Origin of the sequence: Mesorhizobium sp. M7A.F.Ca.US.010.02.1.1 (genome assembly GCF_004023085.1) — a bacterium.
GTDB lineage: Bacteria > Pseudomonadota > Alphaproteobacteria > Rhizobiales > Rhizobiaceae > Mesorhizobium.
Genome location: NZ_RZRV01000017.1, coordinates 4,652 through 25,569, shown reverse-complemented (window position 1 = coordinate 25,569; position 20,918 = coordinate 4,652). Strand labels below are relative to the sequence as shown.

The following is a 20,918-nucleotide window of genomic DNA, read 5'->3' as shown; positions in this document are numbered from 1 at the left end:
ACCAAGCATCTTCATTCGTTGCACATTCTCTAGCCAGAACTGGCGCAATGTGCAACGCGGAATGACGCCACATCAAGGCGCAATTGGGAAAATGCTGGCCTTCGGCTTTGGCCGCGACGAAAGCGCCGCACGTCCCTCGGGACGCGCAAGGACGCTTTGGAATTTCATACTTAGCGCACGATCTTTCCGAAAACCGATTACACTTTTCGGGATCGTGCGCTAGGACCAAACGGGCATGACTGACGCAAGTCAAAATCACGTTTCGGATGCGGATGGCAAGGTCGCGGTGGTGATCGTTGCGGCCGGCCGTGGCGCGCGCGCCGGACAGGCCAACGGACCGAAGCAATATCAACACATTGGCGGCTTTGCCGTCATTGCACACACGCTGGACATTTTTCTGGCCCACCCGCGGACCAGCGAGATCGTCGTCGCCATTCATGCCGATGACCACGAGCTGTTCCGGCAGGCGGCGGGCGCCAATGTAGAGCGCGTCACCGCCATCATGGGCGGGGCGACGAGGCAGGAATCCGTCCGGCTCGGCCTGCTTGCCCTTAGAGGCCACGCGCCGGCGCAGGTTCTGATCCACGACGCCGTCCGTCCGTTTGTCGATGCGGACCTGATAGATCGCACCATCGCCGCCATCGGCGAGCGCGAGGGCGCGTTGCCCGCTTTGCCCGTCGCCGACACGCTGAAGCGCGAATCGGCCTCCGGCGTGGTTGGCGAAACCGTTTCGCGCAGCGGTCTTCACGCGGCGCAAACGCCACAGGGCTTTCCGTTCTGGCCCATTCTTGCCGCGCACGAGAAAGCCCATCATCTGGGAAGAATGGATTTTACCGACGATGCCGCGATCGCCGAATGGGCGAATATTCCGGTCAAGATCGTTCCGGGCTCGCCGGACAATGTCAAACTCACCTGGGCACGGGATATTGCGATGGCGGACCAGCGGCTTTCCGGCGAACGCGTGCGCTTTCCCGATATCCGTACCGGCAATGGCTACGACGTCCACGCCTTCGAACCGGGAGACCATGTCACTTTGTGTGGCGTCGCCATTGCACACGACAAGAAGCTGTCCGGCCATTCCGACGCCGATGTCGGTCTGCACGCCTTGACCGATGCGCTGCTGGCGACTTGCGGCGCAGGCGACATCGGCACGCATTTTCCGCCATCCGACCCGCAATGGAAAGGCGCTGCGTCGCGCATATTCGTCGAGCATGCGGCAAGGCTGGTGCGCGCGCGCGGCGGCCGCATCGCCAATGCCGACATCACGCTGATCTGCGAAGCGCCGCGCGTCGGGCCGCATCGCGAGGCCATGACCGCAGCCCTTTCTCAGATGCTGGCGATTACGCCGGATCGCATCTCGATCAAGGCCACAACCAATGAGAAGCTCGGCTTTGTCGGGCGCGAGGAAGGCATCGCGGCGATCGCCACCGCCAGCGTGGTGTTTCCCGGCGAGGTGCCGGAATGAGCAACAGCGATCTGGCAAACGCCCTGCTGCAAGCCTGCCAGAAGCGCGGCATCATGCTGGCGACGGCGGAAAGCTGCACCGGCGGCATGATCATCGCGGCGCTCACCGACATCGCCGGTTCCTCGGCCGTGGTCGATCGCGGCTTCATCACCTACTCCAACGAAGCCAAGATGGACATGCTCGGTGTTTCCGCCGCCACGCTCGAGGCGCATGGCGCGGTTTCGCGCGAGACGGCGATCGAGATGGCAGCAGGCGCGCTTGCCCGTTCGCGCGCCGGATTGACCCTGGCGGTCACCGGCATTGCCGGGCCTGGCGGCGGTTCCACGGAAAAACCGGTCGGCCTGGTCTGGTTCGGGGTTGCGCTGGACGGCCGACCGATTGTCGCCGAGCACCAGCTCTTTGCAGACAAAGGCCGCGATTTCATTCGTCGCGAAGCGGTCCGGCAAGCGCTGGAGCTGGGCCTACAAGCACTCGGATAGGGTTATAAAAACGTTGGGCGGGCGGGCCCGAAAGCTGGATTGCGGTTACGTTTTCGATTCCGGGCTGCTTTGCCCTAAGCGTGGCTCCGTCCCAGCCAGCAGCCGCTGAATGTTGGCACGATGGCGCGCAATCACGTAGATGCTGCCCGCAATCACCAGCAACCGATAGGCCAACGGTTGCTCCAGGCCACAGATGAGGGCGATCGCGGTCAACGCCGCTACCATCGAACTCAGGGAAACTATCCGAGACGTAGCCAGCACAGCACCAAAAGCCGCCGCAGCCCCCACACCTACCGGCCAAGACAGAGCCAGCAACACGCCAAGCCCCGTCGCAGCGGATTTGCCACCTGTAAAATTCAGCCAGATCGAACGGCCATGTCCCAACAACACGGCAATTCCGGCCAGGCAAACAGCCCAAGGCACCCAGGTTTGCAGGTCAAGCGGGGTCGATGGCGTAACCAACGGCAACGTGATGAACCAGGGATAGAACCAGCGGGCAAAAACGATCGCCGCCGCGCCTTTCAGCACATCCAGCAGCAACACCACCAACGCAGGCCATTTTCCCAAGACCCGCAAGACGTTCGTTGCCCCGGTGGATTTGGAGCCATGCTCCCGGATATCGATGCCCTTGAGCAGCTTCCCCGCCAGATAACCCGTGGGCATGGTACCGAAGAGATAGGCGATTGCCAGTCCAACGGTGCTTGCTATCCAGAAAAAGCATGCGCAGGGCCTCAAGACGGTTTTGCACCGTAGATGACGTCGGCGCGCCTCTCAAAGGCTTCGGCGAACATGCGGAAGGCGCGATCGAACATGGTTCCCATGACCGCGCCCAGAATACGGCTCTTGAACTCGTAGTCGATGAAGAAGCGGACGGCGCAACCGGCGCCGTCGGGTTCGAAACGCCAGACATTGCTCAAATATTTGAACGGCCCGTCGATGTATTTCACGTCGATGGCGTTCTCGGCGGGCTTCAGCAGCACCTGCGTCGTGAACGTTTCGCGGATGGCCTTGTAGCCGATGCTCATGTCGGCAAGCAGAACAGTGCGCCCGTCACGCTCCTTGCGCGAGCGAACCGTCAGCGCTTCGCAAAGCGGCAGGAATTGCGGATAGGATTCAACATCGGCGACCAAAGCGAACATCTGCTCGGGTGTATGGGATACGCGTCGGGTGGCTTCGAATTTTGGCATGGAACCAGCGAGTTAAGCTGATTTCTTGAGAATCGCTTCCCGTGCCGCGCGCAGCTTGGCGAAATCGTCGCCGGCGTGATGCGATGAACGCGTCAGCGGACTAGACGCCACCAGCAGGAAACCCTTGGTCCGGCCGATCGTCTCAAAGGATTTGAACTCCTCCGGCGTGACGAAGCGGATCACCGGATGGTGCTTCTTCGACGGCTGCAGGTACTGGCCGATGGTCATGAAATCGACATTGGCGGACCGCAGATCGTCCATCAGCTGCAGGATTTCATTCCGTTCCTCGCCCAGCCCCACCATGATGCCGGACTTGGTGAAGATTGACGGATCAAGCTCCTTGACCCGCTGCAACAGCCGGATCGAATGGAAATAGCGGGCGCCCGGACGAACCGTCAGATAATTCGACGGTACGGTTTCGAGATTGTGGTTGAAGACGTCGGGCTTGGCGGCCACGACGATCTCCAGCGCGCCGTCCTTGCGCAGGAAGTCGGGCGTCAGGATTTCGATCGTCGTCGAAGGCGTCGCGGCCCGGATGGCACGAATGACTTCAGCGAAATGCTGCGCACCGCCATCGGAGAGATCGTCGCGGTCGACCGAGGTGATGACGACATGGGTCAGGCCCATCTGCTTGACGGCGTGCGCGACACGGGCCGGCTCATCGGCATCAAGCGCTGTTGGAATGCCCGTGGCGACGTTGCAGAAGGCGCAGGCGCGGGTGCAGATCTCGCCCATGATCATGAAGGTGGCGTGCTTCTTTTCCCAGCATTCGCCGATGTTGGGGCAGCCGGCCTCTTCGCAGACCGTCACCAGCTTGTGCGATTTGACGATTTCGCGCGTTTCGGCATAGCCCTTCGACACCGGCGCCTTGACGCGGATCCAGTCGGGCTTGCGCAGCACATCCTGATCAGGCTTGTGCTCCTTTTCCGGATGCCGCAAGCGCGGGGCATTGGCGATCGTATCGAGGACAGTGACCATCGGGAAACCTGGTTCATTCGCGACGCCAGTCAGGCGTTCGCTGTCATAACGTCATCTAGGACTTTTCGGCGCAAAGAAAAAGGCCGCTGCGGCGCATGCCGCAACAGCCTTTTTCGCATGGCAGCTCTTCAGTGATGTTAACGGCGCACTAGGCGCCCTGCCCAGATCAGCAGGCAGGCGCCGATAAAGCCGGTGATCAGATAGGCAATCCAGCCGACGCCGAACGGGCCAAAATTGAGAGCCTGCAGAATGGCGTTCAGCACGACCGCGCCGACGATGCCCATGACGATGTTCATGAAGATGCCGGTGTTGCTCTTCATGAACATTTCGGCGAACCAGCCTGCCAGGCCGCCGATGATGATGGCTGCTATCCAGCCGACGCCATTCAGGTGCATATGCCTTCTCCTTGTGGGATACGTGAAAACGCATTCGCAAACGAAGTACCTTGCCGCCGGGTTCCATCTGTAGCAGCGCTTTCAATCTATCAGGCGTTGAGCGCGCGGCCATAGGCGTCGAGCACGCTTTCCTTCATCATCTCCGACAGCGTCGGGTGCGGGAAGATGGTGTGCATCAGCTCTTCCTCGGTCGTCTCCAGGTTCATCGCCACGACAAAACCCTGGATCAGTTCGGTCACTTCGGCACCGACCATGTGGGCGCCGAGCAATTGACCGGTCTTCTTGTCGAAGATGGTCTTGATGAAACCCTGATCCTCACCGAGCGCAATCGCCTTGCCATTGGCGGCGAACTGGAAGCGCCCGACCCGGATGTCCTTGCCCTCGGCCTTGGCCTTGGCTTCCGTCAGCCCAACCGAGGCGACCTGCGGATTGCAGTAGGTGCAGCCCGGAATCTTCAGCTTGTCGGTGGCATGCACGCCAGGAAAATCTGCGATCTTCTCGATGCACACGACCCCCTCATGTTCGGCCTTGTGAGCGAGCATCGGCGGGCCGGCGACATCGCCGATGGCGTAGATGCCCGGCACGTTGGTCTTGCCGTAACCATCGATGACGACGCAGCCACGCTCCGTCTTCACGCCAAGCGCCTCGAGTCCGAGGCCCTCGATGTTGCCCTGGACGCCGACGGCCGAGATCATCCGATCGGCGGTGATCTTCTCGACCTTGCCGTCCTTCATCTCGACATGCGCGGTGACCGAGTTGGCACCCTTCTCGACCTTGGTCACCTTGGCTTCGAGGATGATCTTCATGCCTTGCTTCTCGAACTGCTTCTGCGCGAATTTCGAGACTTCGGCATCCTCGACCGGCATCACCGCCGGCAGCAATTCGACCACCGTCACTTCGGCGCCCATGGTGCGGTAGAAGGAGGCGAATTCGATGCCGATGGCGCCCGACCCCATGACCAGCAGCGACTTCGGCATCTCCTTCGGCACCATGGCTTCAAAATAAGTCCAGATCAGTCTGCCGTCCGGCTCGATGCCGGGCAGCGCGCGCGGCCGGGCGCCGGTCGCCAGGATGATGTGCTTGGCGGTATAGGTGCCCTCGCCCTTGACGCCTTTCGGCACTGGCGGCTGCGGCTCCATCGGCTTCTTGGCCGTCTTCGACACGACGATCTCGCCCGGCTTCGAAAGCTTGGCCTCGCCCCAGATGACGTCGACCTTGTTCTTCTTCATGAGGAAGGCAACGCCGCCATTGAGCCGCAGCGACACCTTGCGCGAGCGGTCGACCACGGCTGACGCATCGACGCTGACCTTGCCGTCGAGCTTCAGCCCGTAATCCTTCAGGTGGTCCGAATAGTGCATGATCTCGGCCGAGCGCAGCAGCGCCTTGGTCGGGATGCAGCCCCAGTTGAGGCAGATACCGCCGAGATGCTCGCGCTCGACGATCGCCGTCTTGAAGCCGAGTTGCGCGGAACGCACCGCGGTGACATAGCCGCCAGGGCCGGAGCCGATGATGATGACGTCGTAGTTCTCAGCCACGGTTTTTCTCCTTCACAATTCCAGCATGACGCGCACGACGGGTGCCAGCGCCTTGCCGATGTTTCGCGTGTTTTCGGCATCGAGATGGACGCCGTCGAGCGGGGTGGTTTGCGCCACGCTGCCGGCGTCGAAGAAGCCGCAGCCGGCCTCATCGGCAAGAGCGGCATAGAGCGGCGCCAACCGCGTCGAAGCCTCGTCACCGCCGGCGAACATCTCCTTGAATTCGGCATTGTCTGTACGGCTGACCACAGGCGGCGAAACGATCAGGATCTGCGGCGCCGGCCAGTCGAACGGATAGTCGTGACCGCGCACGATGTCGATCAGCCGCTGGATGCCCTGCTTGGCCGCGACGGGATTGCCGTGGATCCACGGCTTCATGTCGTTGGCGCCGAGCATGATGACAATCAGGTCGATCGGCGCATGGGTCGTCAGGACGGTTGGTAGCAGTTTTGCACCGTTGCGGTCCGCACCGGCCAGATGATCGTCGAAGGCCGTGGTGCGGCCGTTGAGGCCATCGGCAATCACTTGCACGTCGGCGCCTAACGCTGCCTGCAGCACGCTCGGCCAGCGGTCTTCCAGCGCATGGCGGCCACCTTCGGCATTGTAGCCCCAGGTCAGCGAGTCGCCGTAACAAAGAACCGTCTTCATGCGCCCACCTGTGCGTTAATCGAGCCGCGCCTCAACCGCCAGCGCACGAACAGCCAGTGAACCAGCACAGTGGCCAGGTTCGGCAAAACCAGGCCGGCGACGATCGGCAGGTCACCTTCCCACTGGCGCTTATCGACCGGCTGAGAGAACGTCCAACCGATCAGGCCGAGCCCGATCAGCACGAACAGGACAATTGCGCAGAGGCCCAGCCAGTTGATGATCGACGGTGCGTTCGAAAAAAGCTGCGCGATGAAAAACACGATCGTCGCGACAATGGTGACAAGCACCGACGTCATGAACACCAGAATGTATTCTTCCTGCGCATGGGTTGCGACCGCCAGCTGTTGAGCAACCAAGCCGCCTGCCAATCCTGACAGGAAAAACGCCATAAGGGAGGTGAAGAAGATCCGCACCGCCCTCTCCGTCCTAAACCAGCATGCCCATCGGGTTCTCGATCAGGCGCTTGAAGGCGACCAGCAGTTCGGCACCCAGCGCGCCGTCGACGGCGCGATGGTCGGTCGACAGCGTCACCGACATCACGGTGGCGATTTTGATCTCGCCGTTCTTGACCACCGCCCGCTCCTCGCCGGCACCGACGGCAAGGATCGTCGCATGCGGCGGGTTGATGACGGCGGCAAAGTCCTTGATGCCGAACATGCCGAGGTTGGACACCGCCGTGGTGCCGCCCTGATACTCTTCCGGCTTCAGCTTGCGGCTGCGCGCCCGGCTGGCCAGATCCTTCATCTCGTTGGAGATGGTGGACAGCGTCTTTTCGTCGGCATGCCGAATGATCGGTGTGATCAGGCCGCCCGGGATCGACACGGCGACGCCGACATCGGCATGCTTGTGCTTGACCATGGCGCTTTCGGTCCATGAGGCATTGGCATCCGGCACCGCCTTCAGCGCCATCGCCATCGCCTTGATGACCATGTCGTTGACCGACAGCTTGTAGGCGGGCGCATCGCCTTTGTCGGTCTTCTTTACCGGGGCTGCGGCGTTAATCTGCGTGCGCAATGCGAGGAGTGCATCGAGCTCGCAGTCGAGCGTCAGGTAGAAATGCGGGATGGTGGTCTTGGCCTCGACCAGGCGGCGCGCAATGGTCTTGCGCATATTGTCATGCGGGACGAGATCGTAGGAGCCAGCCTCGAACAGCTTCAGCACCTGATCGTCGGACATCGCCTTCACAGCAGGAGCAGTTGCCGGAGCCCCGGCGGGTGCTGCCTTGGCGGCAGGCTTGGCGCCGCCACCGGCAATCGCGGCGTCGATATCTGCCTTGACGACGCGGCCATGCGGGCCGGTGCCGGTCACGGCAGACACATCGACGCCGGCTTCCCTGGCGATGCGACGTGCGAGCGGCGAGGCGAAGGTGCGCTCGCCGGCCGCATGACCATTGGCAACTGGAGCCGCCTCTGCCTTGGGTGCGGTCGCGACCGGTTCCGCCTTTGATGCTTCCGCCTTTGATGCTTCCGCCTTTGGTGCGTCAGCCTTGGGCTCCTCCGCTTTCGGCGCCTCGGCTTTCGCTGGTGCGGCACCGCCACCGCTTTTCGCGACGGCGCCTGCATCCTCGCCCTCTCCGGCGAGCACGGCGATCAGCGCATTGACCTTGACGCCCTCGGTGCCGGCGGGAACGACGAGCTTTGCAACCGTGCCCTCATCGACAGCTTCGACTTCCATCGTCGCCTTGTCGGTCTCGATCTCGGCAATGACATCGCCCGGCGAAACCTTGTCGCCTTCCTTGACGAGCCACTTGGACAGATTGCCCTCTTCCATCGTGGGCGACAGGGCCGGCATGGTGATGTTGATTGGCATTTTGTCCTCCCGCCCGGTTCAGCGATACGTGACGGCTTTGACCGCCTCGATGACTTCGCCGACATTCGGCAACGCCAGCTTCTCGAGGTTGGCCGCATAAGGCATCGGCACATCCTTGCCGGCGATGGTGATGACCGGCGCGTCCAGAAAGTCGAAGGCGCGCTGCGACACCTGGTTGGCGATATGGTCGCCGACCGAGTTCTGCGGATAACCTTCCTCCACCACCACCAGGCGGTTGGTCTTCTTGACCGAGGCGATGATGGTGTCGAGATCGAGCGGCCGGATCGTGCGCAAGTCGATGATCTCGGCATCGATGCCAAGGCCACGCAGTTCCGCTTCAGCCTTGACCGCATAGGTCATGCCGATGCCGAAGGAGACGATGGTGACATCCTTGCCTGATTTATGGATGCGCGCCTTGCCGATCGGCAACACGAAATCGTCCAGCTTCGGCACGTCGAAGGACTGACCGTAAAGGATTTCATTCTCGAGGAAGATGATTGGGTTCGGATCGCGGATCGCTGCCTTCAGCAAGCCCTTGGCGTCAGCGGCGGTGTAGGGCATCACCACTTTCAGGCCCGGAATGTGGCTGTACCAGGCGGCATAGCACTGCGAGTGCTGGGCAGCGACGCGTGCGGCGGCACCGTTCGGTCCACGGAACACGATCGGCGCGCCCATCTGGCCGCCGGACATATAGAGCGTCTTGGCGGCCGAGTTGATGATCTGGTCGATCGCCTGCATGGCGAAGTTGAAGGTCATGAACTCGACGATCGGCTTCAGGCCGGCCATCGCCGCACCCACGCCAACGCCGGCAAAGCCATGCTCGGTGATCGGCGTATCGACGACGCGCCGCGGCCCGAATTCCTGCAGCAGGCCCTGCGTGATCTTGTAGGCGCCCTGGTATTCGGCAACCTCCTCGCCCATGACGAAGACATCGCCGTCGCGGCGCATTTCCTCGGCCATCGCATCGCGCAGCGCTTCGCGCACCGTGGTGGAGACCATCTCCGTGCCGGCCGGAATGTCCGGATCGGCGGCGATCTCCGTCTTCGGGGCGGCAGCCACCGGTGCGGCGGCCGGCTTTGTGGCCTCCGCCTTGTCCTCTGCTGCGGCCGGAGCCTCTGCCTTTGCAGGTGCTTCCGCCTTGGCGGGCGCCGCAGACTTGCCGATATCCCCGGCACTTTCGCCGTCCTGCAGCAGCACGGCGATCGGTGTGTTGACCTTGACGCCTTCGGTACCGGCGGCGATCAGGATCTTGCCCAGCGTGCCTTCGTCAACAGCTTCGACTTCCATCGTCGCCTTGTCGGTCTCGATCTCGGCGATAACGTCGCCGGCGACGACCTTGTCGCCCTCGTTCTTCAACCACTTGGAAAGATTGCCCTCTTCCATGGTCGGCGAGAGAGCGGGCATGAGAATTTCGATCGGCATGTCCTTGCCCTCCCGTTACAATACGATATCGGTCCAGAGCTCGGACGGATCCGGCTCCGCGTCGTTCTGGGCAAATTCGGCGGCGTCGGCGACGATGTCGCGGACCTCCTTGTCGATGGTCTTGAGCTCGTCCTCGGTCGCCCACTTCTTTTCCATCAGCCGTGCCTTGACCTGCTCGATCGGGTCATGGTCCGAGCGCATCTTCTGCACTTCTTCCTTGGAGCGGTATTTTGCCGGATCGGACATCGAGTGACCGCGGTAGCGGTAGGTCTGCATTTCGAGAATGATCGGCCCGTTGCCGGCGCGGCACCATTCGGTCGCCTGGTCGGCGGCAGCCTTGACAGCGCGCACGTCCATGCCGTCGACCTGGATGCCCGGGATCTTGAACGAGGCACCACGATGCGAAAAGTTGGTTTCCGCCGAAGAGCGCGACACCGAGGTGCCCATCGCATAGCGGTTGTTCTCGATGATGTAGATCACCGGCAGCTTCCACAGCGAGGCCATGTTGAAGCTTTCATAGACCTGGCCCTGGTTGGCCGCGCCGTCGCCGAAATAGGTCAGCGAGACATTGTTGTTGTCGCGGTAGCGGTTGGCAAAGGCGAGACCAGTACCAAGAGACACCTGCGCACCGACGATGCCGTGGCCGCCGTAAAAGTGCTTTTCCTTGGAGAACATGTGCATGGAGCCGCCCTTGCCCCGGGACAAGCCGCCCCGACGCCCGGTCAGCTCGGCCATGACGCCGCGCGGCGACAGCTCCATCGCCAGCATGTGGCCGTGGTCGCGATAGGCGGTGATCATCTGATCGCCGTCGATCAGCGCCATCTTCATGCCGGTGACGACCGCTTCCTGGCCGATATAGAGGTGACAGAAGCCGCCGATGAAACCCATGCCGTAAAGCTGGCCGGCCTTTTCCTCGAAACGACGGATGAGCAGCATGTGCCGGTAGGCGGCAAGCTCTTCATCCTTGGTGAACTCGGCGGGCTTGGGGGCGGAAAGCCCCGATTTGCCGTCGGATTTGGATTTGGCAGGCGCTTTTCTGGCTGCGGTGGCCATGCATCACTCCCTGTTGGCGTCTCTTCGTGGACATTAGAGCAGGATGAAATCTGCTCTGGGGAGATCAGCTCCTCCCCACCGATTTTAGGGAGGCTAACACGCGTCAAAGCGTTGCGCCATGCCGAATTTGCATAGCTGGCATGCGCCTAAGCAATTAAAATCGTTGAAAATATTGGCGATTAACTGGAAATCAGTTATTTCACCGAGGTCGGCAACATAATGGTGATTTCATCGGCTTGGGACAGATTGAGCGCCTTGCGTGCCTGCTCATCGAGCATGTCCTTCTCGAGCGTGCCTTCATGCATCAGCCGAACGCGGCGCTCGAGTTCCATGCGGCGCGCCTTGATCGCATCGAGCTGGCCTTGCAGCGCAACCGTCTGGGCTTCCAGCTGATATTTCGAATAGATGCCGAATTCGCCGTGATAGGCATGAAAGCCGAAATAGGCCAGGAACACCACGCAAAGCGAGGGAATGATCAGCCGGCCGGTGTTTCTCTGCTTGTGCTGACGCGTCCACATCGCCCGGTTCCTCTAGAGCGTGATGCCGAAATGTGTGAAGCGGTTTTCGGACGACAACATGCTCTATCTCTTTGATTTAGAGTCGGATTCAGACTTCAGGTCGAACAGACCTGAAATCATCCGGCTCTAGCCCGCGAACTCAGGCGGCTCACGATCTTTTTCGCCCGATTGTGCTTAACGGACGGTTACAGGTGACCGGTTTGGCGAACCGAAATGAAAAAAGGCGGGAATGCTCCCGCCCTTTCATCCGATATCCGAGTGTTTTCCGGATCAGCCCTTGATCACCGACTTGCCGGCATAGCTTGCCTGCTTGCCGAGTTCTTCCTCGATGCGGATCAGCTGGTTGTACTTGGCCATGCGGTCGGAGCGCGACAGCGAGCCGGTCTTGATCTGTCCGCAATTGGTGGCAACCGCGAGATCGGCGATGGTCGAATCCTCGGTTTCGCCCGAGCGGTGCGACATGACGGCGGTGTAGCCGGCCTTGTGCGCGGTCTCGACGGCGTCGAGCGTTTCCGTCAACGAGCCGATCTGGTTGACCTTGACCAGGATCGAATTGGCAACGCCCATGCGGATGCCGTCGCGTAGCCGCGCCGTGTTGGTGACGAACAAATCGTCGCCGACCAGCTGCGTCTTCTTGCCGATCAGGTCGGTCAGGTACTTCCAGCCTTCCCAATCGTCCTCGGCCAAGCCGTCCTCGATCGAGATGATCGGATAGTCGGCGGCAAGCTTGGCCAGGTATTTGGCCTGGGCCTTGGGATCGCGCGTCTTCTTCTCGCCCTCATAGACGTAGTTGCCGTCCTTGAAGAACTCGGTCGCGGCGCAATCGAGGCCGAGCGCGATCTCGTCGCCCGGCTTGAAGCCGGCCTGCTCGATCGATTCCATGATGAAATCGAGCGCCACCGGGGCGCTTTTCAGGTTCGGGGCAAAGCCGCCCTCGTCGCCGACATTGGTGTTGTGGCCGGCATCCTTCAGCTTCTTGCGCAGCGTATGGAAGATTTCCGAACCCCAGCGTACACCTTCGCGCAGCGTCGGCGCGCCGATCGGCAGGATCATGAATTCCTGGAAATCGATCGGGTTGTCGGCATGCGCGCCACCATTGATGATGTTCATCATCGGTACCGGCAGGAGATGCGCCTTGGTGCCACCGACATAACGGTACAGCGGCAGGCCGGCGGCATCAGCGGCCGCCTTGGCCACCGCCAGCGACACACCGAGAATGGCGTTGGCGCCAAGCCGGCTCTTATTGGGCGTGCCGTCAAGCTCGATCATGGTCTGGTCGATATGGATCTGGTTTTCGGCTTCCATGCCGCCGATCGCCTCGAACAGTTCGCCGTTCACCGCTTCGACGGCCCTGAGCACACCCTTGCCGAGATAGCGGGCACCGCCGTCGCGCAGTTCGACGGCCTCGTGGGCGCCGGTCGAAGCACCCGATGGCACCGCCGCGCGGCCCATCGAGCCATCTTCGAGAATGACATCGACCTCGACGGTCGGATTTCCACGGCTGTCCAGGATTTCACGCCCGACAATGTCGATGATGGCGGTCATTTGCGATGTCCTCGATTGATCTGAAGAATGCCGCACGTCTTAGCCAAAGTGCTGCAAAAGGCAATCGGCCGGCTGGCAATTATTGCCGCGGCTTCAGCCTCCGAACGATTCACGAAGCGCAAATCGCTGTCATCATAAGTCATGTACGGCAGGCCGGCTTGTGGCTATGGTGCGGGGGCGCGGGGCGAAACAGGAGGAGTTTCGCCATGTCCCAGTTGAGTGGTATCGTGAGTCTGTTCCTGATCGCGGCGGCATTCCTGACGTCGTGCGACAATCAGCAGTCGCCGCCCAAGGCGATGGCCCCCTTACACGTCAGCGAATAAGCCGGAATCCAAAGCGGCCCCGTCTCTCGACGGGGCCGCTTTATCGTTGCTGTTAATGCCAGTAAGGCGTGACCTTGTAATAATTGTAGGATTCGTCGCGGGCCGCCTCGCCATCCGCCCCGGTCAATTCGTTGATCGAATAAGCAGGTGCCGCCCTGAGTTGTTCCTTGGAAAACGGCACGACATACCCGCCTTTGTCCTCATCGTAGTCGAGGCTTGCCCACGGAATGGCGTGATATTTCTCGCCGATACCGAGGAAGCCGCCAAAACCGATGACCGCGAACATGATGCCGTTCGTCATCTTGTCAAGCATCACATCCTCGATGCTGCCGATGCTCGTGCCTTCGGTATTGTAGACCGATGTGCCGATGACCCGCGAAGCGGCGATGGCTTGGGTGTGACCTGTCTGGGTTGCCATGATTGTGCTCCTCATTGTGGTTTCGAACCATACTTGGACAATGAGGGGCGCGGGCGAAGGTTCCCGACTTTTTCGGCGTCGACCGTTCACTCCGCGAGGATGAAGGTAACCTTCATATTGACGCGATAAGCAACAATCTTGCCGTCTTGGACGACGATCTTCTGGTCCTGGATCCAGGCGCCCTCGACGTTCTTCAGGGTTTTGGATGCGCGCGCAATTCCCTGTTCGATGGCGTCCTGAAAGCTCTTGTTCGACGAGGATGTGATTTCGGTGACGCGGGCGACGGACATGGCTTCCTCCTGCCAAAACGCTTATTTGCTAGCCAAGCGTATAGCCGGCTCGTGCCTTCCACAAGCGCCGGCAGTCGGCGGAGTATGCGTCCGCCCTTAGAGGCCCTTGGCGATGCGGTCGAATGCCATCAGCCGCTCGAGCAGGGCCGGCATGTCCTTCAACGGGAGCATGTTCGGGCCGTCGGAAGAGGTCGAGTTGTCGGGATCCTGATGGGTCTCGATGAACACGCCGGCAACGCCGACAGCGACTGCAGCGCGCGCCAGCGTCTCGACAAAGCGGCGCTCGCCGCCCGAGGAACCACCCTGCCCGCCCGGTTGCTGCACCGAATGCGTGGCATCGAAGATCACCGGCGCGCCGATCTCGGCCATGATGGGCAGAGCGCGCATGTCGGACACCAGCGTGTTGTAGCCGAAGGACGCGCCGCGCTCGGTGGTCAGCACATTGGCATTGCCGGATCCGGTGATCTTGGCGACGACGTTCTTCATGTCCCAGGGGGCGAGGAACTGCCCCTTCTTCACATTGATAACCTTGCCGGTCCTGGCGGCGGCGACCAGCATGTCCGTCTGGCGCGACAGGAAAGCCGGAATCTGCAGGACATCGACATGCGGCGCGACGATCGCGCACTGCTCCTCGGTATGGACATCGGTCAGCACGGGGAGCGAAAATTCCTTGCGCAACTCGTCGAAGACGGGAAGGGCTGCGTCCATACCGGCACCGCGCGTCGCCGACAGCGAGGTGCGGTTGGCCTTGTCGTAGCTGGTCTTGTAGACGAGCCCTATGCCGAGCCTGCCGGTCAGTTCCTTCAGCGCGCCGGCCATATCGAAGGCGTGCTGGCGTGATTCAAACTGACAAGGGCCGGCGATCAGCGACAGAGCCGCCTTGTTGTCGAAGACGACATTGCCGACGGTTACCGACGAATTGGGCGCCATTGAATTGGACGCTTGCGGCTTGCTCATGGGATCTCCCGGAAGATGAAGGCCGCGCCCTGTCCGGGTGCAGGCCGCACGACGATATCATTGCCCGCTATATCGTGTTGGACGGAATTGGCTGCAAGCAGCCTCGATGTCACATCGGCGTTCCCAACCGAAAAGACCACCGCTGCGAAGCGTAGATCTGTCGGCGCGCCGGCAGGCAGGCCGAAGCGCGCGGTGAAAGCCGGGCCGTCACGCACGCTCAAATCTGCATTCGGCAAGGGAAACCTGCCGCCCTGCCTGTCGGCGGCCGGATCGTCCACCGCCACGGAAATAAGCCCATGCTGCTTTCCGGGCGCATCGCTGATCGCCAAGATCTCGACAATTCCGGTCGCGCCGTTGGCGTGGGCCTGCAAAGCCGTACGGTCAACATCAGGCGCGTTGACGCGCTCGCAGGCAAACAGGAAGGCGTCCGTGGCTTCGGCTCCGGCCGCGAAGGCGAGCTTGAACGATGCGATGTCGCTTTTGCCGGCCGGGTCGGTGAAGGCGCGCGAAAAACCCAGCATGTCTCCCGCCGAGATGCCGGCACCGACATAGCGTGCATGGTCGGCGTCGGCATTGCCCGTGCCTAGAACAATGGCGGAAAATCCCTCGTCGCCGTTGCTGTCGCGATAGGCGCGATCACGCGTGACGAAGACATTGCCGTCTGCGATAGCCTTTGTCGCCACCTGTTCGTCGCCGACCGCGAGCGGTTCGAGATACGTGCCGTCGGCCAGGAAAACACAGCAGTTTTCCGTTCCGAAGGGATGGATGCCGGTCGGGGCCACGACGAAGCCAAGCGCGGTGAGCCGGGCTCGCGCAACCTCAAGGCTCTGCGTCGGCAGCACCAGGTGATCGAGCGGATGAGTGCCTGCGGCTGCGGTTTGGGTCATGCAGGCGCGATGTGCATCATTCCGCAAATCGGTTCAAGACTTGATCGCAATCCCGGCCAGTTCGCCCACGTCAGTTCACCGGACTTCGAAAAAGGCACCACCTGGACAAGGCATCAGCTTCCGGCAACGACATCGGCGGAATAGCGCAGTTCGCGCATCGGTTTGACCTTGCTGGTGGTCTGCGCATAGAGCGGGTGCGCCTTGTAGGCGGCCAGCGCGGCGTCGTCGGCGAACTCCGCATAGACGACCACGTCGACCTCATCGGACAGTGGATCGACCTTGGTGTTCAAGGTGACCTCGAAAAGGCTGGAATGAGGAATGTCGCCGAGCGCCAGCAAGCCGGTGCGCACAGCCTCGACATCCTCTTTTCGCCGCGCGCTGAAGAAAACGATATGCCGGATCAACCCCGCCTCCTCGATCAAAGTGCTGGGGTCTTTTGTGACGGCAGGACGTTGGCGTCAATCGACAAGGATGTCGCGGCTGCAGCCGCCGGAGCTAAACCTTGCCGGTAGCATATCGCACAATGCGGCTAAGTTCTCTCACCGTGGTGTCGAGATACCGGCCCTGATTGTACATGCCGTCCCAGATCAGGAAAAACGCGATGGCGGCAATGACGATTACATAACGCATGGCTAAATCTATCGCACAAGGAATTCTGCGGCCATAGGCGTTTTTTAACGCGCTGCGCCTTGGCTGTGCAAAGGCACAGATGCCCGCCGGCGCGAGCAATCTGCTTGGCACAGCCCCGGTTGCAGCCTGCCCCTTGAAGTTTCCCCGCATGACGTGGAAGATTGTCGCACGGATTCACCGGGAAGCGCTGAAGCTCTGGTAGGGTGCGCGCACTTCATTCGAGCCCGCTCGCCGACGAACCGGTCGCGGCGGCGTTCGAAGCTGGCGAATGATCCAAGAGAACCGTGGCCCGGCAATTTGCGCCGACACCGCGGAAATCCAGGGGCATGAGATGGCGCAAAAGGAACATTTTGGCGTAGCATTGAGCGACGCGGTCAGGCTCGATGAATTCAATTTCGCGGAGATCGTGAAAGGTCTTCCAGCGAAAGCGCGCATGGTGCTGTCGGCGGCGATGAACCTGCCGCGCGGTTCGCTCAAGGTCAGGCTGCCGGACGGCCGTGCCGTCCTCGTCGGCGGCAAGGGACCTGGCCCAGATGCCGAACTGGTGTTGAAGAATTGGCGCTTGCCGGGCCGCGCCTTTTCCGGCGGCACGATCGGCGTTGCCGAATCCTATATGGACGGCGATTGGGAAAGCCCTGATGTGACCAGCTTCCTGGAGCTGTTCGTGGTCAATTCGGTCATCGGCGAGCGTATCGCGGGCGGCACCAGTTGGCTGATCAACACCGTCCAGCGCATCCGCCACTGGTTCAACCAGAACACGCGCACCGGTTCGAAACGCAATATCTCCGCGCATTACGACCTCGGCAACGCCTTCTACAAGGAATGGCTCGATCCGAGCATGACCTATTCTTCGGCGCTCTACACGACCGGTGCCAACGACCTGGAAGGCGCCCAGGCCGCCAAATATCGCGCTCTGGCGAAGGATACAGGGATCGGTCCGAAGGACCATGTGCTGGAAATCGGCTGCGGCTGGGGTGGCTTCGCCGAATTCGCGGCGCGCGAGATCGGCTGCCGCGTGACCGGGCTGACGATCAGCCGCGAGCAGCACGATTTTGCCACGGCTCGCATCGCCAAGGCTGGCCTTGCCGACAAGGTCGACATCAAGCTGCAGGATTATCGCGACGAAACCGGCACCTATGACCGCATCGCCTCGATCGAGATGTTCGAGGCGGTCGGCGAGAAATACTGGCCGGTGTTTTTCGGCAAGATGAAGGCCTGCCTGAGGCCTGGGGGCACTGCCGGCCTGCAGATCATCACCATCAACGAAGCCGCCTACGACACCTATCGCGCAAGGCCGGATTTCATCCAGCGCTACGTCTTCCCGGGCGGCATGCTGCCGACACCGTCGATCCTGAAGGCACTGGGCAAGGATCATGGCCTCGCCCACCTGCGCGAGCGCGTCTTTCCCGACGACTACGCGCGCACGCTCGCCGAATGGCGCCACCGGTTCCGGGCGTCATGGGAGAAGATCGTTCCGCTCGGCTTCGACGACCGCTTCAAGAAGCTCTGGGAGTTCTACCTGCACTATTGCGAAGCCGGCTTCCGCGCCAGCTACATCGACGTGCGCCAGGTGGTCTACAAGGCGTAAATCGACACGCTCTTCGATTTTCATTGCCGCTGACCAAGCGATGTCGAGCACGATCTCGACATGGCCGCGCGGTCGCCGTCACCCTTCAAAGCAGGATGCGGTATTTCGCGAATCCTGCCTCGCCCTCGCCCGCCGGCTCGATCTTCAGCGATTTCACCTGCGCAATGAAATCCTTGGCCTTGGGGCCGGTTTCGAACACGGCGCTGGCTCCAGGCAGCGGTGCGAACGACCAGTTGTCGTCCGCCGACGGATTGATCGTGCCCTCGCTGACGATATAGCGGACGATGACGTCGCGATTGGTGTCCGGTGCTTCGTAGATGATCTTCGAGGCATTGATGTCGGGGAAATTGCCGCCGCCACCAGCCCGGTAATTGTTGGTCGCGATGACGAATTTCTGTTTGGGATCAATTGGTTTTCCATCGAAACTCAGGTCGACGATGCGATTGGCGCCAGCGTTGGCCAGCCCGCCCTTGGCATCGTATTTCGACGGCTGCGACAGATCGATCTTGTAGGTGACGCCGTCGATGACGTCGAAATTGTAGGACGGAAAATCGGTGTTGATGAGGGTCTGGTCGGCCTTATCAGGCTCGATCCGGTTGAAGATGCCGGCCGACATTTCAAGCCATTCCTTGACCTGCGCACCGGTGATTTCGACCGCACGCACGGTGTTGGGATAGAGGTAGAGGTCGGCAACATTCTTGATGGCGATGTCGCCTGCCGGCACGTCGGTATAGTAGTCGGCGCCGTTGCGCCCGCCGGCCTTGAAGGGAGCGGCGGCCGACAGCAGCGGCACGTCCTTCCATTGCGTGTTCTTGAGAATATCCTTGAGGTACCAGGTCTGCGCCTGGCTGACGACCTGCACCGACGGATCGTCGGCGACCAGCGCGAAATAGGAATAGAGCGGCGCGGAGGTCTTGCCGACAGGGCGGCGCACATAGGCCAGTGTCGCCTGGTGGTCCTGTTCGAGGGCCGCGATGATGCGCTTGTCGTCCGGGACAGTCGGCTTGTTCTTGTTGTCGACGCGTTCGAAGATCGGCCGCGCCTCGGAAGTGGCTGAAACGACCTTCCATTTCGACCCGTCACGTTCCAGCATCAGGTCGACCAGCCCCATATGCGAGCCCCAGAAGCCGCCCATGACGGCGGGCTTGCCCTGCAGCGTGCCTTTCTGCGTGTCGACACCATCGAGCGACTGGAAATCCTTCTTGCCGGGGAACACCAGATGCTGGTGACCGGTGAACACCGCATCGATGCCGTCGACACCGGCGACGAAGAACGAGGCGTTCTCCATCATCTCGCCCTGCTTCACATCGATGCCGGAATGCGAGAGCGCAATGACGATGTCGGCGCCCTCCTCCTTCATCTGCGGCACCCAGGCCTTGGCCGCCTCGACGATGTCGCGCGTCTTGACGTTGCCTTCCAGGTTCTTGAGATCCCAAACCATGATCTGCGGCGGCACGAAGCCGATAATGCCGATCCTGATCGGCTGCTCGGCGCCCGCGCCGTCCTTTATCTTCTTGTCGAGGATGACATAGGGCTTGAGATAGAGCTTGTCGTCGCGCGGGTTAGCGGCAAGCTCGGTCCCGCGGATCAAATTGGCGCAGACGAAGGGAAAATTGGCACCGGCCAGCACCTTGTCCAGGAACGACAGGCCGTAGTTGAACTCGTGGTTGCCCAGTGTCGAGCACTCGTAGCCGAGCAGGTTCATGCCTTTCATGACCGGATGCAGGTCGCCGTCCTTCAGCCCCTTCTCATAGGCGATGTAGTCGCCCATCGGATTGCCCTGCAGCAGGTCGCCATTGTCGATCAGCATCGAATTCACGGCTTCCTTGCGCACAGCATCGATGAGAGACGCCGTGCGCGACAGACCCAGCGTGTCGTTCGCTTTGTCGGCGTAGTAATCGTAAGGCAGCACGTTCACATGGATGTCCGTGGTCTCCATGATCCGGAGATGCGCCTGGTTGCCTTGAGCGCGGGCGGAGAACGGATGCAGCATGATCAGTGCCCCTGCGGCGGCGCCCGCAAGGAGATCGCGGCGGGAGACGGGACGGAGCAGTTGCGACATGTTTTCTCCTCGACAACCTGACAAGCCCTGCCCCGAAGCGAACTTCGCTCTGAAACCTGCTTAAGTCCATTCAACAAGTCGCGCGCATGAAGCCGCCAGTCCATCAGCAACAGATGACGTGCGGATGGACGGTCGGGCGAAGAAATCAGCCCTTGTCGTCGTCGCCCTGGGTGATCAGCCGCGCGCTGCGCTGGCCTGTCGCGTAGATCCATAGCCAGCTCAGCGAAACCGCAAGCCGGTTGCGAAAACCGATCAGGAAATAGATGTGGGCCACTCCCCACAGCCACCAGGCGAGCCAGCCGGTGAGCTTGATCCAGCCGAAATCGATGGCGGCGGCGCGTTTGCCGATCGTCGCCAGATCGCCGGCATGCCTGTAGTGGAAAGGACGCGCGGTCGTGTCGCCGCCGAGCCTGGCCTTGATGGTAGCCGCAACATGTCGGCCCTCCTGCTTGGCGGAAGGCGCCACACCGGGAACCGGCCGCCCGTCCGGCCGCAGCACATGAGCGGCGTCGCCGATGACAAAGATCTCCGGGCTGCCGGGCACGCTGAGGTCAGGCTCGACCAGCACCCTGCCCGCGCGGTCCGCCTTCGCTCCCAGCCATTCAGCGGCTGGCGAAGCGGCAACGCCGGCTGCCCACAGGATCGTTCGGGCTGCCAGTTGCTTATCGCCAAACCCAACACCTTCGGCGTCGCAGCGCGTGACGGCCCGGCCGAGCTCGACCGTCACGC

Annotated in this window: 23 protein-coding genes; 3 read left to right on the top strand and 20 right to left on the bottom strand. The window is 61.5% G+C overall.

Going from position 1 to position 20,918, the window contains the following annotated elements; genetic code table 11:
* Positions 1-235: 235 nt before the first annotated feature.
* Complete coding sequence (locus EOA19_RS18800; protein WP_128304453.1) at positions 236-1,465, top strand: bifunctional 2-C-methyl-D-erythritol 4-phosphate cytidylyltransferase/2-C-methyl-D-erythritol 2,4-cyclodiphosphate synthase; 1,230 nt, start codon at positions 236-238, stop codon at positions 1,463-1,465.
* Positions 1,462-1,944 carry a CinA family protein gene (locus EOA19_RS18795; protein WP_128304452.1) on the top strand — a complete coding sequence of 161 codons (483 nt, stop codon included), beginning with the start codon at positions 1,462-1,464 and terminating at the stop codon, positions 1,942-1,944. Before EOA19_RS18800 ends, EOA19_RS18795 begins: the two co-directional genes overlap by 4 nt.
* A 45-nt stretch (positions 1,945-1,989) precedes the next feature.
* On the opposite strand, the gene plsY is transcribed toward EOA19_RS18795, so the two are convergent.
* The 18 genes from plsY to EOA19_RS36410 form a co-directional block, all read right to left on the bottom strand.
* Positions 1,990-2,679 (bottom strand): glycerol-3-phosphate 1-O-acyltransferase PlsY, encoded by a 690-nt coding sequence (plsY, locus tag EOA19_RS18790; RefSeq protein ID WP_128304451.1) that lies wholly within the window; start codon positions 2,677-2,679, stop codon positions 1,990-1,992.
* Positions 2,676-3,131 (bottom strand): type II toxin-antitoxin system RatA family toxin, encoded by a 456-nt coding sequence (locus tag EOA19_RS18785; RefSeq protein ID WP_128304450.1) that lies wholly within the window; start codon positions 3,129-3,131, stop codon positions 2,676-2,678. The genes plsY and EOA19_RS18785 overlap by 4 nt, the downstream gene beginning before the upstream one ends.
* A 12-nt stretch (positions 3,132-3,143) precedes the next feature.
* On the bottom strand, positions 3,144-4,109 hold the full coding sequence (gene lipA / locus EOA19_RS18780) for a lipoyl synthase (protein WP_128304449.1): 966 nt from the start codon (positions 4,107-4,109) through the stop codon (positions 3,144-3,146).
* Positions 4,110-4,246: 137 nt separating this feature from the next.
* On the bottom strand, positions 4,247-4,504 hold the full coding sequence (locus tag EOA19_RS18775) for a GlsB/YeaQ/YmgE family stress response membrane protein (protein ID WP_023812036.1): 258 nt from the start codon (positions 4,502-4,504) through the stop codon (positions 4,247-4,249).
* Positions 4,505-4,593: 89 nt separating this feature from the next.
* Positions 4,594-6,039: a dihydrolipoyl dehydrogenase gene (gene lpdA, locus EOA19_RS18770; RefSeq protein WP_128304448.1), complete on the bottom strand. Its 1,446-nt coding sequence runs from the start codon at positions 6,037-6,039 to the stop codon at positions 4,594-4,596.
* 12 nt (positions 6,040-6,051) lie between these two features.
* Positions 6,052-6,687: an SGNH/GDSL hydrolase family protein gene (locus EOA19_RS18765; protein ID WP_128304447.1), complete on the bottom strand. Its 636-nt coding sequence runs from the start codon at positions 6,685-6,687 to the stop codon at positions 6,052-6,054.
* Positions 6,684-7,100 (bottom strand): hypothetical protein, encoded by a 417-nt coding sequence (locus EOA19_RS18760; RefSeq protein WP_023812040.1) that lies wholly within the window; start codon positions 7,098-7,100, stop codon positions 6,684-6,686. Before EOA19_RS18760 ends, EOA19_RS18765 begins: the two co-directional genes overlap by 4 nt.
* A gap of 13 nt (positions 7,101-7,113) precedes the next feature.
* Positions 7,114-8,496, bottom strand: a complete 1,383-nt coding sequence (locus EOA19_RS18755; protein ID WP_128304446.1) for a pyruvate dehydrogenase complex dihydrolipoamide acetyltransferase — start codon at positions 8,494-8,496, stop codon at positions 7,114-7,116.
* An 18-nt stretch (positions 8,497-8,514) separates the two neighbouring features.
* On the bottom strand, positions 8,515-9,918 hold the full coding sequence (locus tag EOA19_RS18750; protein ID WP_023812041.1) for a pyruvate dehydrogenase complex E1 component subunit beta: 1,404 nt from the start codon (positions 9,916-9,918) through the stop codon (positions 8,515-8,517).
* Positions 9,919-9,933: 15 nt separating this feature from the next.
* Complete coding sequence (pdhA, locus tag EOA19_RS18745; protein WP_023812042.1) at positions 9,934-10,971, bottom strand: pyruvate dehydrogenase (acetyl-transferring) E1 component subunit alpha; 1,038 nt, start codon at positions 10,969-10,971, stop codon at positions 9,934-9,936.
* A 194-nt stretch (positions 10,972-11,165) separates the two neighbouring features.
* Positions 11,166-11,489 (bottom strand): septum formation initiator family protein, encoded by a 324-nt coding sequence (locus tag EOA19_RS18740; RefSeq protein ID WP_023812043.1) that lies wholly within the window; start codon positions 11,487-11,489, stop codon positions 11,166-11,168.
* A gap of 270 nt (positions 11,490-11,759) precedes the next feature.
* Entirely contained in the window at positions 11,760-13,034 is a 1,275-nt protein-coding gene (gene eno, locus EOA19_RS18735) for a phosphopyruvate hydratase (RefSeq protein WP_023812044.1), read from the bottom strand.
* A 375-nt stretch (positions 13,035-13,409) separates the two neighbouring features.
* Positions 13,410-13,775: a PRC-barrel domain-containing protein gene (locus EOA19_RS18725; RefSeq protein WP_127294419.1), complete on the bottom strand. Its 366-nt coding sequence runs from the start codon at positions 13,773-13,775 to the stop codon at positions 13,410-13,412.
* 86 nt (positions 13,776-13,861) lie between these two features.
* Positions 13,862-14,065 (bottom strand): dodecin family protein, encoded by a 204-nt coding sequence (locus EOA19_RS18720; RefSeq protein WP_127294417.1) that lies wholly within the window; start codon positions 14,063-14,065, stop codon positions 13,862-13,864.
* Between the two features lie 96 nt (positions 14,066-14,161).
* On the bottom strand, positions 14,162-15,022 hold the full coding sequence (gene kdsA, locus EOA19_RS18715; protein WP_031213495.1) for a 3-deoxy-8-phosphooctulonate synthase: 861 nt from the start codon (positions 15,020-15,022) through the stop codon (positions 14,162-14,164).
* Positions 15,019-15,909 carry a VOC family protein gene (locus EOA19_RS18710; protein WP_128304445.1) on the bottom strand — a complete coding sequence of 297 codons (891 nt, stop codon included), beginning with the start codon at positions 15,907-15,909 and terminating at the stop codon, positions 15,019-15,021. The genes kdsA and EOA19_RS18710 overlap by 4 nt, the downstream gene beginning before the upstream one ends.
* 113 nt (positions 15,910-16,022) lie before the next feature.
* A complete protein-coding gene (locus EOA19_RS18705; protein ID WP_023812050.1) occupies positions 16,023-16,313 on the bottom strand; it encodes a Dabb family protein in 291 nt (96 codons plus the stop codon).
* A 91-nt stretch (positions 16,314-16,404) separates the two neighbouring features.
* Positions 16,405-16,539 (bottom strand): hypothetical protein, encoded by a 135-nt coding sequence (locus tag EOA19_RS36410; protein WP_023812051.1) that lies wholly within the window; start codon positions 16,537-16,539, stop codon positions 16,405-16,407.
* Positions 16,540-16,870: 331 nt separating this feature from the next.
* On the opposite strand from EOA19_RS36410, the gene EOA19_RS18700 reads away from it, so the two are divergent.
* The gene (locus tag EOA19_RS18700) at positions 16,871-18,127 is read left to right on the top strand and encodes a cyclopropane-fatty-acyl-phospholipid synthase family protein (protein ID WP_128304513.1); all 1,257 of its coding nucleotides are present in this window, start codon (positions 16,871-16,873) and stop codon (positions 18,125-18,127) included.
* Positions 18,128-18,212: 85 nt separating this feature from the next.
* Here the strand turns inward: EOA19_RS18700 and EOA19_RS18695 are convergent, their stop codons facing one another.
* Together EOA19_RS18695 and EOA19_RS35905 are read right to left on the bottom strand one after the other, a co-directional pair.
* Entirely contained in the window at positions 18,213-20,189 is a 1,977-nt protein-coding gene (locus EOA19_RS18695; protein WP_128304444.1) for a bifunctional 2',3'-cyclic-nucleotide 2'-phosphodiesterase/3'-nucleotidase, read from the bottom strand.
* Between the two features lie 145 nt (positions 20,190-20,334).
* On the bottom strand, positions 20,335-20,918 hold a 584-nt coding region (locus EOA19_RS35905), incomplete at its 5' end, for an FAD-dependent oxidoreductase (protein WP_245486212.1).